The 14,469-nt window shown below is 49.5% G+C and carries 13 protein-coding genes; 10 read left to right on the top strand and 3 right to left on the bottom strand.

The window, feature by feature from the left end; genetic code table 11:
- Positions 1–120: 120 nt before the first annotated feature.
- The gene (locus M4J38_RS09925; RefSeq protein ID WP_251759402.1) at positions 121–1,176 is read left to right on the top strand and encodes a Gfo/Idh/MocA family oxidoreductase; all 1,056 of its coding nucleotides are present in this window, start codon (positions 121–123) and stop codon (positions 1,174–1,176) included.
- A gap of 8 nt (positions 1,177–1,184) precedes the next feature.
- Here the strand turns inward: M4J38_RS09925 and M4J38_RS09930 are convergent, their stop codons facing one another.
- The gene (locus M4J38_RS09930; protein WP_251759403.1) at positions 1,185–1,655 is read right to left on the bottom strand and encodes an SET domain-containing protein; all 471 of its coding nucleotides are present in this window, start codon (positions 1,653–1,655) and stop codon (positions 1,185–1,187) included.
- A gap of 149 nt (positions 1,656–1,804) precedes the next feature.
- Between M4J38_RS09930 and M4J38_RS09935 the strand changes: the two genes are divergently transcribed.
- Complete coding sequence (locus M4J38_RS09935) at positions 1,805–2,158, top strand: MmcQ/YjbR family DNA-binding protein (RefSeq protein WP_251759404.1); 354 nt, start codon at positions 1,805–1,807, stop codon at positions 2,156–2,158.
- A gap of 1 nt (position 2,159) precedes the next feature.
- Here the strand turns inward: M4J38_RS09935 and M4J38_RS09940 are convergent, their stop codons facing one another.
- A complete protein-coding gene (locus tag M4J38_RS09940; RefSeq protein WP_251759405.1) occupies positions 2,160–4,628 on the bottom strand; it encodes a PAS domain S-box protein in 2,469 nt (822 codons plus the stop codon).
- A 170-nt stretch (positions 4,629–4,798) separates the two neighbouring features.
- On the opposite strand from M4J38_RS09940, the gene M4J38_RS09945 reads away from it, so the two are divergent.
- Positions 4,799–4,987 carry a hypothetical protein gene (locus tag M4J38_RS09945; protein ID WP_251759406.1) on the top strand — a complete coding sequence of 63 codons (189 nt, stop codon included), beginning with the start codon at positions 4,799–4,801 and terminating at the stop codon, positions 4,985–4,987.
- Position 4,988: 1 nt separating this feature from the next.
- Here M4J38_RS09945 and M4J38_RS09950 read toward each other — a convergent pair whose 3' ends face one another.
- The gene (locus M4J38_RS09950; protein ID WP_251759407.1) at positions 4,989–5,798 is read right to left on the bottom strand and encodes a hypothetical protein; all 810 of its coding nucleotides are present in this window, start codon (positions 5,796–5,798) and stop codon (positions 4,989–4,991) included.
- Between the two features lie 295 nt (positions 5,799–6,093).
- Between M4J38_RS09950 and M4J38_RS09955 the strand changes: the two genes are divergently transcribed.
- The 7 genes from M4J38_RS09955 (at position 6,094) to M4J38_RS09985 (ending at position 14,436) form a co-directional block, all read left to right on the top strand.
- Complete coding sequence (locus M4J38_RS09955; RefSeq protein WP_251759408.1) at positions 6,094–8,001, top strand: gamma-glutamyltransferase family protein; 1,908 nt, start codon at positions 6,094–6,096, stop codon at positions 7,999–8,001.
- Positions 7,943–9,064 (top strand): sensor histidine kinase, encoded by a 1,122-nt coding sequence (locus M4J38_RS09960; RefSeq protein ID WP_251759409.1) that lies wholly within the window; start codon positions 7,943–7,945, stop codon positions 9,062–9,064. Before M4J38_RS09955 ends, M4J38_RS09960 begins: the two co-directional genes overlap by 59 nt.
- Complete coding sequence (locus M4J38_RS09965) at positions 9,061–9,810, top strand: LytTR family DNA-binding domain-containing protein (RefSeq protein WP_251759410.1); 750 nt, start codon at positions 9,061–9,063, stop codon at positions 9,808–9,810. The genes M4J38_RS09960 and M4J38_RS09965 overlap by 4 nt, the downstream gene beginning before the upstream one ends.
- A gap of 146 nt (positions 9,811–9,956) precedes the next feature.
- Complete coding sequence (locus M4J38_RS09970; RefSeq protein ID WP_251759411.1) at positions 9,957–12,278, top strand: TonB-dependent receptor; 2,322 nt, start codon at positions 9,957–9,959, stop codon at positions 12,276–12,278.
- 4 nt (positions 12,279–12,282) lie between these two features.
- Positions 12,283–13,083, top strand: coding sequence for a DUF4249 domain-containing protein (locus M4J38_RS09975; RefSeq protein ID WP_251759412.1), 801 nt, complete (start codon positions 12,283–12,285; stop codon positions 13,081–13,083).
- Positions 13,084–13,177: 94 nt separating this feature from the next.
- Positions 13,178–13,651 (top strand): DUF6686 family protein, encoded by a 474-nt coding sequence (locus tag M4J38_RS09980; RefSeq protein WP_251759413.1) that lies wholly within the window; start codon positions 13,178–13,180, stop codon positions 13,649–13,651.
- A 77-nt stretch (positions 13,652–13,728) separates the two neighbouring features.
- Positions 13,729–14,436: a hypothetical protein gene (locus M4J38_RS09985; RefSeq protein WP_251759414.1), complete on the top strand. Its 708-nt coding sequence runs from the start codon at positions 13,729–13,731 to the stop codon at positions 14,434–14,436.
- Positions 14,437–14,469 lie beyond the last annotated feature (33 nt).

The following is a 14,469-nucleotide window of genomic DNA, read 5'->3' on the forward strand; positions in this document are numbered from 1 at the left end:
TTTGTAGGGATTGGTTGCTCGCGACGACGCCACGACGCTACGTTGGTTAAAATACGGTAAGGACGCATGGTGGTTATGATGCGTCTTTATCGTATTTTCATGGCCCAAATTTCTGAGATTATGGCAACAGTAATACGCACGGGCATTTGTTCTTATGGTATGAGTGGTAAGCTTTTTCATGCGCCATTCATTGAGGCGCATCCGGGATTTGAGTTGACGGGCATGGTGGAGCGCACGAAAAATGAATCGAGAGAAAGGTACCCGAATGCCATAGTGTACAGGTCGGTGGAAGAAATGCTGGCGAATGATGCCATAGCACTCATTATTGTGAATACACCCGTGCAAACGCATTTCGACTATACGAAAGCAGCGTTGCTGGCAGGAAAACATGTGATACTGGAAAAGCCTATGACCGTTCACCTGCACGAAGCGGAGGAACTTGCGGCGCTGGCGGAAAAGCTGGGACTTATTTTATGTGTTTACCAGAACCGCCGTTACGATGGCGACTTCAGGGCGGTAAAAAAAGTGCTGGACGAAGGTGTGTTGGGTACCATAAAGGAAGTGGAGATAGCGTACAACCGTTTCCGTGATGTGCCCGCGGGAAAGCCACACAAGGAAGGCGATCTTCCCGGAGCAGGTATCCTTCACGACCTGGGTGCGCACCTGATAGACCAGTCGCTGCAATTATTCGGTTTCCCCGAAGCCGTTTTCGCGGATGTATGTACGATGCGGGAAAACGTGATTGCGAACGACTATTTCGAGCTGCTCCTTTTCTATAAAAACAACCTGCGGGTACGTTTAAAAAGTAATATGCTGGTACGTGAACTGCTGCCTGCTTACATTTTGAACGGCAGTCTGGGATCATTCCACCAGCAACGTTCGGACCGGCAGGAAGAGGAATTACTGGCAGGTGTGGTGCCTTCTATTGAAAGCTGGTGCCCCGCGCCCGCTTCACCCGATGGCTTATTGCATACCGTAAGGAATGGTGCGGTGGTCAGGGAACTTCAGACTTCTGAACCGGGGAACTATATGGGTTACTTCAGCGATGTGCACGACGCCATTACAGGAAAAGGAGAAAACCCCGTGCCTGCAGGGGACGGGGTGCGTATCATTAAAATCGTTGAAATGGCGCTGCGCAGTTCAAAGGAAAAAAGAGTGATCTTATCCAATGGATAAGGATGCCGCTATTTTTTCTTCTTTGCTGCTTTCGTTTTCTTAGCAGCGGCTTCTTTCGCCTTCTGCGCGTCGATCTTTATATTCTCTCTGATGGTTTCCCAATACTCTTTGCCATAGCTCACAAAAATTTCGGAGCCGGCGGGAATATTGCGCAACGCTTTGATGAACACCCTTGTGCCGATGGGTTCATATTCCGCGTTGTTCACCAGGCCTTTCACTTTACGGAGTCCGCGCGCATCGTTCGCATAACGGGCCAGTGAAGACTTCATGCGGCGCGCGTCAATAACGTGGTTGCGGTTCACGAAAAAGATATAGCCGTTTTCACCATCATCGTGGTTGGCTTCTTTCCAGGAACTGACGCGTCCTTTGTATTCCACGATCTGTGTTCCTTTGGGGATATCTACTTCTGTAAACAGGCCCATCCCTGAATCGGGTATGGTAGAGGTTTTAACAACGAGTTTCTTTTCAAGTAATGCCATGCAGAATATTTCTGGGCCGCAAATTAAGGGTTTGAACGTATTCTTTACACATTTAATTCTTCTTTTAAAAAATGCGTGGTGTTCTTCAACGGTATTGGGATGAAATCTATTCTTCATTACCTTAGCGGAACCTTATCAATCTTCATCCCATGAATATCGACATGCTTCATTATTGGCGGAAAGTATTGAATATTGCCCTGGAACTGCCCGGAACGGAGGAGTCCAGCTCCCACGGCACGCCCGCCTGCAAAGTAAACAGCAAACTTTTCGCCAGGCTCTGGGAAGATGGAAAAACACTCGCCGTGTATTCCGCTGAAAGGGAAAGATGGATGAAACTCAGGCCCGCAGTGTATTTCATTACCGCGCATTACAATAACCACCCCATGCTGCTCATCAACCTCGAAAAGGTGGGTGAAGCCGAGTTGAAGGAGCTGGTACAAACTTCTTGGGAAATCAGGGCGCCGCGTTCCCTGCAGAAATCCTGGAAAGAAAGCAGCAACTGAATCAGTCTGAAGCCTGGGTCTGATGGTCCCTGAGCTGGGCCACGGCATCGTCGATCAGCATGGATAATTTTGAGAGCAGCATTTGCAGTGCTTTATCGTCCCGGCTGTGCTTGTCCCAATGTTCAATTTCCAAAGCAATGGCGCCTGCTTCCGTGGCACCCACGATCTCCAGGGAGGGCTTGATGCGGTGGGCCGCGGCGCTCATCAGTTCAAACTCGCGCTCTTCAAATCCGCGCTGCATTTCCACCATCGCTATAGGTGTCTGCCTGCAGAACACGGAGATCAGGCTTTGCATGAATTCGGGGTCACCCGCACTATAGGTTTCCAGCGTAGCTATATCTATCGTAAAGCCGGATTTGCGCTTCTTCACCTCCTGTTCCGTTACCGGAGCCGCATCTCCCCTTATCCATTTTTCCAGCATCCCCAGCAATACGTTTTCCCGGTATGGTTTTGAAAGAAAATCGTTCATCCCCGCATTCAGGCATTTTTCCGCCTCCCCTTTCAGCGCATGGGCCGTGAGGGCCACGATGGGCGTTGTACTTTTCAGTTCCTGGCGAATGATGCGCGTGGCTTCGAGTCCGTCCATCTGCGGCATCTGAATATCCATGAGGATCAGGTCGAAGTTGTTGTTCTTAACGGCTTCCACGGCCTCAATGCCATTTCCGGCTTCCGTTACTTCTATACCATATTGCTGGAGCAGCATCTTCGCGACCAGTGTATTCATTTCATTGTCTTCCACCAGTAACACCTTCTTCCCGGTGAGGTCAGCGATATGTTCCGGCTCTTCAATCGATAATACGGGCCGGGCGCCACTCTTCTCGAATGGAAGGGTCACGATAACGGTGGTGCCCACCTGTTGTTCACTTTCAATGGCGATGGACCCGCCCAGCAATTCGGTGAGGTTCTTCACGATGCTCATGCCCAGGCCGGTCCCCCCGAACTTACGGGCGATGGAGCGGTCTTCCTGGCTGAATTTTTCGAATATCCTGGTGAGGTAATCCGGATCAATGCCAGAACCGGTATCTTTTACTTTTATCACGATCTCCTGTTCGGACGCCTTATCATTACTTACGGTGCATTCCACCGACACGGAACCTTCCGTTGTAAATTTGATCGCGTTGCCCACCAGGTTCACCAGTATCTGCTGCAGGCGGAACGGATCACCTATAAGTTCAGGCGCAATGGAATCGTCCATCTCCTGTTTCAGTTCAATCTCTTTTTCCTCCGCTTTCAGTTCATGCATCCGGAGTACCTGGTTCACCACATCCCTCAGCCTGAAAGGCAGTGCTTCGATCACGAGCTGACCTGCTTCTATCTTGGAGATATCGAGGATATCGTTCATGATCACGAGCAGGTTCTCGGAAGCCGTGATGATGTTTTGCAGGTAGAATTGCTGGCTATCGCTCAGGTTAGTTTTCTCCAGTTGCAGCGCCATGCCCATGATCGCGTTCATGGGCGTACGCATTTCATGGCTCATGTTGGCCAGGAAATTCTCTTTGGCACGGGAAGACTCCTCCGCCTGCTCCCAGGAAGAAACAAGCGCGTCTTCCATGTATTTCTGATCGGTAATATCGAGGTGAATGCCGGTAGAGCCTACCAGTTCACCCTTATCGTTGTACCTTGGCGCCGCGCTGATGAGCCACCATTTGATGGCGCCTTTTTTATCTTTTACCGTGATCTCATAAGCATCTGATATCCCTTTTTTCCGGAGTTCATTCTTCACCTCCATCAGTTCCTGGTCTTTGTTCCGGGCGAAAAGCATCCAGGGGTTTTTCCCCAGCAACTCCTCCCTTTCATACCCGCACATCTCGCAGAAACTATTGTTCACGTACTGGATCTTTTCATCGATATCCACTTCGATGAGACCGAGGTTCATATTGGCGATGATGTTGCGGTACTTTTCTTCCTGGAGACGGAGCACATCTTCGGCGAGTTTGCTGGCGGTGATGTCTTCCACTATCGCGAAGAATTCGATGGCGGCGCCGTTCGCGTCAGTAATGGCCTGTCCGGAGCACCTGGCCCAGAAAGTTGTGCCATCTTTCCGGTAGCACAGCAATTCCGGTTCAAATGCTTTCCCGCTGTAGAAAAGATCCAGCATTCTTCTCAGCGCGTCCATATCGGTTTCGGGACCTTTCAACAGTTCTACGGGCGTTTTCCCGATGATCTCCTCCCCAACATAGCCAGTGAGCGAGGAGAATGCCTCGTTGTACCAGGTGATCCGTCCCCTGATATCGGTAAAAACAACACCATTCTTGTTGAGACTTGCGACCAGGGATAGATGCCCGAGTTCAGACTGAATATAAGAGGTTCCTTCGGAAGTGTTGTTCGTGCTTTGCTGATCGGTGATGTGTTCGGCGTATACCTGGTTGATAGCGGCAATAAAATCCTTCATGCCGGGGTTCTTCAGCAGTTCATTGTCCAGGTGTTTACCCAGCTGATATTGGAGGAGTGGGTGTAATGGTTTATTCATGTTGCTCCATGGGCTGTTCTTCTGATATCGTTCAGCTGCTAATCTTTTGCCCGTACGGTAAAAATAAGGATTTTAACCCATCCGGGAAATATGCCCGAAAGGAACGTGCGGGGTGGTATGGTAATTGCCTTTTTGAAAGAAAATATCTGTATCACCTAAAAATTTAAGTCATGCAAAGGAATAACATCATGAAAGCCGCGGGCATCGCCGCCGCCGTTGTTGGCACTTCAATTTACCTGTACCGCCGTTACAAAGCAAACTGTGCCGCCAGGATGGAGAACGGAGAAAACACACATGGAGATCATACATCGGCCATCCGCCAGGTATTGAGCCGGGCAAAAATGGCCGCCAGCAGGTAGATCAGTAAAGGAGTTTGTAGGAGAAGGAAGCGTTGTATTGGGGTTCAGTATCGAATACTACTGAACTTTTCACTGAATCGAGCCGGAGGTTGTTGATGAAGTAAGTATTGGTAACGGTCTTCTCCAGCACCTCCGGTTGTCCCGGATTAATCCTTGTGGTACGTATAATGGCTGGAAGGCGCTGTGCATTACGCAGGACGGGATAATTGTAGAGCGTATAATTTTCGTTTAATCCGATTGCCACGAAAACCCAGGGATTGAAGCGGTGCTGAGCGGAATAAGCGTCCACATATGTATTGATGACGGCCGAGCCGGATTGTGTCGTGATTTTTGAAGGAAGGCCCTCCGCATTATATAAATAAGTGGATGAAGCCTTTAAGGTTTGTCCACCTTCATGAATATCGTAGTACAATAACCTCGAAAGCCTTTTCTTATTATCGTATTCATACTCCAATTTATATGAATCGGGTAATGTGGGATGAATGGACGCATTTATAATTGAAGTAAGTAAGTCACCGGTGTAATAAAATTTGTTCGTGTAGAGCGAGTGCCCTGTGTTTACCTCTGTTACGCGTTTGTTGATATGCGTATAGGTATTCAATGATGAGATGGTTCCCTGTAAAGAGGCTATTTGCCGGATTGTACTGTCTGAATTGTACTCATATTGCGAAACCAAGCCAACATTCCATTCTATTTTGCGGAGCAAAGACATTGGTTTTTCCTGGTTGGAAGGCGAATCATTTTTCCGGCAGGAAATGAAAGCGGAAGACACCAGTAAAACTACGATCGTGATTTTACGCAGCTGATACATAGGAATGATTTTCCGTAAAAATAAAATGAACCGTTCAGCGCTATGCCACATGAAAATGTGGAGTATTAAACTGAAGTAATCGTGTAAACCACATGTATATGTGACCTGATAACATTCCTGCAAAAACATTTACCACAAAGTGGTATTTCAGGGTCGGAATGGTACGACTACCTTTACTTTATGCTCATGTGACAATAAACATCATTCTCAGCAGTTAGTTTTGGTTGAAAACCCCGTCATTCCTGGCGGGGTTCTTTCTTTTAAATTGCCTAGATTTGAGTTCCAACCGAAACACATGCGTAAAACTATATTCCTTGCGGGCGCATTCGTCCTGCTTTCCCCTGTTATCTATTCCCAGCAAACTCAAAAACCAGTACTACACGGTAAAAACTGGATGGCCATTACCGGTAAACCGCTCGCCGCCACAGCGGGATCGATGGTATTCCAACAGGGCGGAAACGCTGTGGACGCGGCCTGTGCCATGCTGGCCGCTACCTGCACCATGTGGGACGTACTGAGTTGGGGCGGAGAAACACAGGCGCTTATTTACAACCCCAAAACAGGCAAGGTAATCGGCATCAACGCGCTGGGCCTGGCACCTACGGGAGCAACACCAGCTTTTTTTCAATCCAAAGGTCTTGAGTTCCCGCCCGAATATGGTCCGCTGGCAGCCGTAACACCAGGCACACCGGGCGGCATCTGTTATATGCTGGCTGAATACGGGACCATGACACTCGAAAAAGTGCTGGCTCCTGCTATGGAACTGGCCGCCGGATACCCGATAGACGCGCAAACCGCCAACAGCATGGAGCGGAACAAAGCGCGGATCAAAGAATGGCCCTATTCCGCGAAAGTATTCCTTCCCCATGCAGGCGAACAAAGGGAAGCGCCACGGCCAGGAGAAATCTTCGTTCAAAAAGACCTGCTGCTGACCCTGCAAAAAATGGTAGCGGCAGAAAAAGAAGCCCTGCAAAAAGGAAAATCCAGGAAAGAAGCTATCTACGCGGCTTACAACCGTTTTTACAAAGGCGATATCGCCGAAGAATTTGTACGCGGTTCCAAAGAACAGGGCGGCCTCATTACCATGAACGATCTCGCCAACTGGAAAGTAATCGAAGAAACACCGCTGCAAACGAACTACAAAGGCATCGAGGTATTCAAACTCCGCGAATGGACACAAGGCCCGGCCTTGCTGCAGGCCCTCAATATCCTGGAACGCTTCGACCTTAAAAAGATGGGCTACAATTCCACCGAGTACATCCATACCGTTTACCAGGCAATGAATCTCGCTTTTGCGGACCGCGATTTTTATTATGGCGATCCGTATTTTACGCCAGAGGAACCGATTAAAGGACTGCTCTCCAAAGCTTACGCCCAGCAACGTGCGGCGGAGATATGGAAAGAAAAGAACAATCCCAACGCGGGCCCGGGTGATCCCTACCCTTTTGAGGGAAAGAAGAACCCCTACCTGGAACTGCTCAAAAAAAGAGGTTACCTGCTAGATACCAGCGCCACCAGAAAGCCCGGCAACTTTGTTCCCGCGCATGATGCCCGCGGACAGGAGGCATACAACGTTCCCGACAACGAATACATGGACCGCCTCTGGCGCGGCACCACCTCCGTGGAAGCGGCAGACAAAGAAGGTTGGGTGGTTTCCATTACGCCCAGCGGCGGATGGCTCCCCGCCTGCATTGCTGGCAACACGGGCGTGGGCATGAGCCAGCGGCTCCAGAGTTTTGTACTGGATTCAGCGCTCAACCCTTTTAATGTGGTGGCTCCTGGAAAGCGGCCCCGCGTAACACTTACGCCAACGCTCGCCCTGAAGAACGGCAAACCGTTTTTGTCTTTCGCCGTACAGGGAGGCGATACGCAGGACCAGAACCTGCTGCAATTCTTCCTTAACGTGGTGGAATTCGGGATGAATGTGCAACAAGCTGCCGAAGCGGCGAACATCAATTCCAACCAGCTTTGGCTCTCGCTGGGCGGCACCAAAACAGCGGATCGTCAGCCCAAACCGGGGCATCTGCTGCTGCACCAGCGCACACCGGAAAATGTGCGCGAAGCGCTCCGCAAAATGGGTTATACCCTGAGTTTCGACGACCGCACCAGCGGCCCCATCAACGCGATCTTCTTCGACTGGCAGCATGGCTCCTTCTGGGGCGGGAGTTCCAACCACGGAGAAGACTACGGCATCGGATGGTGATCCCGTTCAGGTGGCTTTTTGTCCGTTTCACCCTTCCGGTTTTGCCGGGAGCATTGCCGCGGCCTACCTTTGCACCATGAATGGATTCCTCCGCAAATGGCATCTCGTTCCCGGCCTCACCATTTCATTCAGTCTGGCTGTGATCGTCTCGCTCCGTAAGCTCTACCGCACGGAGGATGTACCCGTTCAGCAGGCCGTATTTCAGATTGGCGGCGCATTCCTCTTCACCCTCTCCTGCTGGTTCACCCACCACTACATTCACCGTACACATTTCAGGTACCGATTGCTGAACCGTCCGGGTATTAAAGTGGCGATGGCGCTTTTTGTAAGCGTATTGCTATCGGCGTTCCTGGCCCCGTTCATACTGGATCGCGACGTGAAACATCCTTACTTCGCCATATTGGTCAGGAGCCTTGTTTTGGGCGGGTTCCAGTATTTTATGGTCTACTACATCACGGTGCTGGAAGTGTCGCACCAATCCAAACTGGAAATCGAAAAACTGAAACATGAGAATGTACGTGCGCGTTTGCAATCGCTTACCCAACAGGTGAGTCCGCATTTCCTTTTCAATTCCCTGAGTACCTTGCGCACCATGGTACAGGACCCATTGTCGCGCAATTACATCTCGCAACTGGCGCAGGTTTACCGTTACCTGTTGAACCACAAACAACAGGAACTGGCCACGGTAACAGAAGAGCTGCAGTTCCTGGAAGCTTACGCGTATATCCTGAAAGAAAGATTTGAAGATGCCCTCCGCATCAAAATTCATCCTGAACATATTTCTACTTATAAAAAGATACCCCCTATTTCATTGCAGTTGCTCCTCGAAAACGCGGTGAAACACAATGTGGTTTCCAAAGAAGATCCGCTCACTATTCATATTTACGAGGAAGAGGATTTCCTATCGGTGGAGAACAACCGCCAACCGAGGCGATCGGTGGAAGAAAGCAGCTCCGGCAAAGGATTGCAGAACATTGATGAAAGGTGCAGGCTGTTGTGCGGAAGAGGAATCGTAATTTATGCGGATGATACGGTATTCAAAGTTAAAATTCCCCTGGCATGATGCAGGTATTGATATTGGAAGATGAAAGCAAGAGCGGACTGGAACTGAAACGCATGGTAGAAACCTTGCGTCCGGATATGAAAGTGGTGGAAATCGCACCTTCAGTGAAAGCAGGCTTGCGCTGGCTGAAAGAACATACGCCCGGCCTGATTTTCGCGGACATACAACTGGGTGACGGGCTCAGCTTTGATATTTTCCGGGAACTGAACGTGGAAGTGCCCGTTATTTTTTGCACGGCCTACGATGAATACGCCATACGCGCCTTTGAAGCCAACGGTATCGACTACCTGCTGAAACCTATGGATGAAGAGAAACTGAAGAAGAGCCTTCAGAAGTTTGATGTGCTCCAAACCTGGTTCTCCGCAGCGAAGATGCAAAACCTGCTTCGGGACATGCACACCCCTTACAAGACAACCTTACTGGTTCATTTCCAGGAAAAGATCATCCCGGTGAAAGCAGTTGATATCGCCTATATCTACGCTTCATCGGGTCAGACAAGCGTAACTACTTTAACCGGAGACGCCTACACCATCAACAGTACGCTGGAGGAACTGGAGCAATCCCTTTCGTCCGCACAGTTCTACAGGATCAACCGGCAGTTCCTCGTGAACCGTGGCGCCATCAAAGGCATCGAACACTATTTCACCCGCCGATTACATATTAAATTAACCGTAAATACACCTGAAACACTATTGGTGAGCAAACAAAAAGCGCCTGAGTTCCTTAAATGGATGGAAACCACCTGAAATTCATGGTCGTTTTTGTCCGCTTCAATTGTTTTAACCTTTTTACAACACTATCTGTTGTACATCTTTGCAAAAATCTAAACTGCATGAAACATACCCGCCTTTTATATCAACCTTTCAGCACCCATTCCAACAAATAAACATCCATGAAAAAAATCTTACCGTTCTTTATCCTTCTGTTCACTATCAGTATCGCTCATGCGCAGAAGAAGTTCAGCGTCAGCGGCACCATCCGTTCCGAGGCAAAAGGAGAAACCATCATCGGCGCGAGCATCCGGATCAATGGTGCATCCGCTGGCGCTACCAGCAACGAATACGGGTTCTATTCCATCCTGCTTCCCGAAGGCAATTACGAACTGATCGTTTCCGCCGTGGGTATGGTGGAAAAGAAAATCAATGTAGCATTGAACAGCCCTGTTACCCTGAACATTGAACTGGAAACAGCGCCAACGGCCCTCGATGAAGTGGTGGTGCGCGCCTCCTCCACCCGCCGCAGCCTGAAACAACCCCAAATGGGCATGGAACGCATCAATACCCAGGAGATCAGGAACATCCCCGTATTGCTCGGCGAACGCGACGCGTTGAAAGTATTGCAATTGCTTCCGGGCATAAAATCAGCGGGAGACGGTAACAGCGGCTTCTACGTTCGTGGCGGCGCGGCCGACCAGAACCTGATATTACTGGATGAAGCCACCGTGTACAACGCCTCCCACCTTCTTGGCTTCTTCTCCACCTTCAATTCCGACGCCATCAAAGACGTGACCGTTTACAAAGGTGGAATGCCCGCCCAATACGGCGGACGCCTTTCTTCCGTATTGGATATTAAAATGAACGACGGCAACAATAAAGATTATTCCGTAAGCGGCGGCGTTGGGCTGATATCCGCAAAACTCAATGTGGAAGGCCCTATTCAGAAAGACAAATCCTCTTTCCTGCTGAGTGGAAGAAGAACCTACGTGGATATGTTCCTCAAACTTTCACCCGATTCCACCATCAACAACAACACGCTTTACTTCTACGACCTGAACGCTAAAATGAACTATACGCTCGGGAAAAAGGACAGGCTCTTCCTTTCAGGTTATTTCGGCCGCGATAAACTGGCCGCAGGCGATAACTTCGGGCTCAGTTGGGGAAACGCCACCGCCACCCTCCGCTGGAACCATATCTTCCACCCGAGATTGTTCTCCAACACCTCATTCATCTTCAGTAATTACGATTACCTCATCAACATCAGAACGGGCGCGAACAACCTCGATATCCTCTCCGATATCCGCGATTATAACCTCAAACAGGAGTTCCAATGGAACGCGGGCAGCAACCACCAGGTGCGGTTCGGACTCAACTCCGTGCACCATACCATCCGTCCGGGAGAAGTGCGTCCCGGAGAAGGCAGCTCCGTGAACTTCAGCAAACTCCAGGACCGGCTATCGTGGGAGAACGCGCTTTTCGCCGGAGATGCCTGGAAAATATCCGACAAAGTGCAATTGGGCTACGGTATCCGTTTAACAGCCTTCAGTATCCTGGGTAAAGGAGATTTCTACGCCATCGACCAGCAAGGCAATGTAACCGATACATTCTCGTACAAGAAAGGTGATTTCGTGAAGACTTATTTCAATCCTGAACCACGGGTTTCCATCAGCTACAGCACAGGAGAAAGTTCTTCCGTAAAAGCTTCTTATGTGCGGAACGTTCAGAACCTGCACCTGCTTTCGAACTCAGTATCCTCCAACCCTACCGATAAATGGGTGGCCAGCACGAACATCATCAAACCCGAAATTTCCGATCAGGTAGCCCTCGGCTATTATAGAAATTTCGGTAACGGCGATTACGAACTCAGTACAGAAGTATATTACAAAGACCTTCAGAACCAGATTGATTACCGCGACGGGGCCGACATCTTCACCAACGAAGATGCCATCGAAAGCCAACTGCTCTTCGGAAAAGGCCGCGCCTACGGCATTGAGAACCTCCTCAAAAAAACAAGGGGACGGTTCACCGGCTGGATCAGCTATACACTTTCAAAAACAGAAAGAAAGATCGACGGCATCAACAACAACAACTGGTACAACGCCCGCCAGGACCGCACCCATGACATTGCACTTGTAGGCATGTACAAGCTGAACAACAAATGGAACCTCTCCGCCAACTGGGTGTATTATACCGGCGACGCCATCACCTTCCCCACCGGCAAATACCAGCTGGACGGGCAAACGATTTATTATTACAGTGAAAGGAATGGTTACCGGATGCCCGATTACCACCGCCTTGATCTGGGCGCGGTGTACACGCTCAAAAAAACGGAGAAAACGCTTTCCGAGCTGGCATTCAGTATTTACAACGCTTACGGAAGAGAGAACGCGTACACCATCACTTTCCGCGACAGCGAAACGGACCCCAACAAAACCGAAGCCGTACAAACGGCGCTCTTCAAATTCATTCCTTCCATTTCCTGGAACTTTAAATTCTGATCCCATGCGTAAACACATTCATTATATCGGCATCGCACTGCTGTTCTTCCTCACCTCCTGCGAAAAGGTCATCAACATCGATACCGCCGACGGCAGTGGTAAAATTGTAGTGGAAGGCGCGATCACCAACGAGTCGGGCACCTGTATGGTGCTGGTATCCACCACGAAGCAATTCAGCGAAAACAACGATTTCGCGGGGCTGAGCGGGGCAATCGTTACTGTTACCGAAGTGGGCGGCCCCACCACAACGCTTACCGAAACAGCACCAGGTGTATACCAGGCTCCTTCCCTGGCCGGAACCTCAGGAAAAACCTACCAGCTAAGGGTGGAAAGCAACGGGCAGGTCTTCACCTCCAGCAGCACCATGCCCGAACAGGTACCCCTGGATACGGCTTTCGCCAAAGAAGAGCAACTTTTCGGCGATACGCGTCTACTGGTGCAGGCGGAATACCAGGATCCGGCGGGCAAAAGGAATTACTACCGCTTTATTCAATACGTTAATGGCGTAAAAGAAAAAAGCATTTTCATCCGCGATGATGGATTTTCCGATGGGAACAAAGTAAAGTTTGTACTCCGCTTCTTCTCCGATGAAGATGAGGATGACCTGAAAGTGGGCGACAACATCCGCATCCAGATGCAGTGCATTGATGCTAACGTGCACAAGTACTGGTATAGCCTGGATCAGAGTGCTACGGGCGATAACCAGTCGGCGGCACCTTCAAACCCGGTGTCTAATATTTCAGGTGGGGCGCTGGGGTATTTCAGTGCGCATACGTTGCAGACGAGGGAGTTTGTTATTCAGTAGAGTTCCTCGCAAAGACGCAAGGTAGCCAGGACGCAAGGCCTCGTTTGTGTTTGGAGAACTTTCTTAAAAGGGGAAAATTTTATTGCTCGAAAGGATGAACTGCTTCGCGCCCCTGTGTTGTTTGTGTTTGGAGCGGTTTTCCGCGCACCTCGCAGTGAAAATTTCCCGATCCCGCAACCACAATTTCCGCATCGCGCAAGCCCTCTCCCTCGAAAATCAGCACATTTACAGAAAAAAAATGTGCAACCTTATCAAATGGTATTGCGATGAGAACGGCTATGTGTTTCAATGCGTGGACTGCAAGCATTTCCAGGTGTGCTTCGGCACGTCAATGCTTACGTTATCTGATGAAGAGTTTGGCTACTTCACGGCAGTAGTAGCCGATAGAACGGCGCATATCCCTGACTGTGCAGAGATGCCCTGCAAATGTATTGTACTGCCCACGCCTAGCCCCAACATCCAGTGTATACTAAACCGCACGGAACTGTTACAGTTGCACCAGATGCTGCAGGAATGCGATGTGGAAATAAGAACAGCTCAAATGGTGGCTCTGTTCAGGGAGCGGTAATTGTTTTGGGTATAATTTAACCAATAGCAGGGCACAAAATTTGGAAATAAACCTATTTTGGCCCGGCAAACAATTATATGAGGCAAATTCTACCACTGTTCATCTTACTCTTAGCAGTTTACCACACTTCAGCGCAAAACGCCAGGGGTAAAATGCGGGACTTCTCGGACAGTAGTGTGATTGCGGATGTGCTCGTGACCAATATAACCCTGAAAACAAAAGCCAGTTCAGACCGTTCAGGGAGCTTCTCCATTAGGGCGAACAGCTTTGATACCCTTATATTCTCTATTGCCGGATACACGCAGGATACATTGTTGGTGGACGATGATTTTTTTAAGCAGGAGATCGACATTTTCATCCGGAGAAAAGCCACTGAACTAAAAACAGTGGTGGTTCAGGCCGACCGGTACAGGCAGGACTCTCTGGAAGCGCGTGAAAGGTACAACCTGATTGCGGCAGATAAAGAAAAAGTGCTGATGAGAAACCACGGCAACGGGTTCGGTATTACGTTAAGTCCCTTTACCTATCTTTCTAAAAAGGAAAAAGACAAACGTCAATTGCTGAAAAGAGAAAAGCGGGAAGAAGAAGCCGCGTATGTAAACTACAGGTTCTCCCGGAGCAAAGTCATGCAACTGACCGGACTCAGCGGCGATTCACTTCAAACATTCCTGATCCGGTACCGCCCCAGCTACGAATTTTGCAAAAAAGCATCTGAAGAAGACATCACGCTCCACATCAATGCATCGCTGAAAGCGTTTTTACGGCGGGAAGAACAGGAAAAATAGCGTTTTTTCATCCAGTCATTCCCGTATTTTAAC

It is taken from the genome of Parasegetibacter sp. NRK P23 (assembly GCF_023721715.1).
In the GTDB taxonomy this organism is placed as follows: domain Bacteria; phylum Bacteroidota; class Bacteroidia; order Chitinophagales; family Chitinophagaceae; genus Parasegetibacter.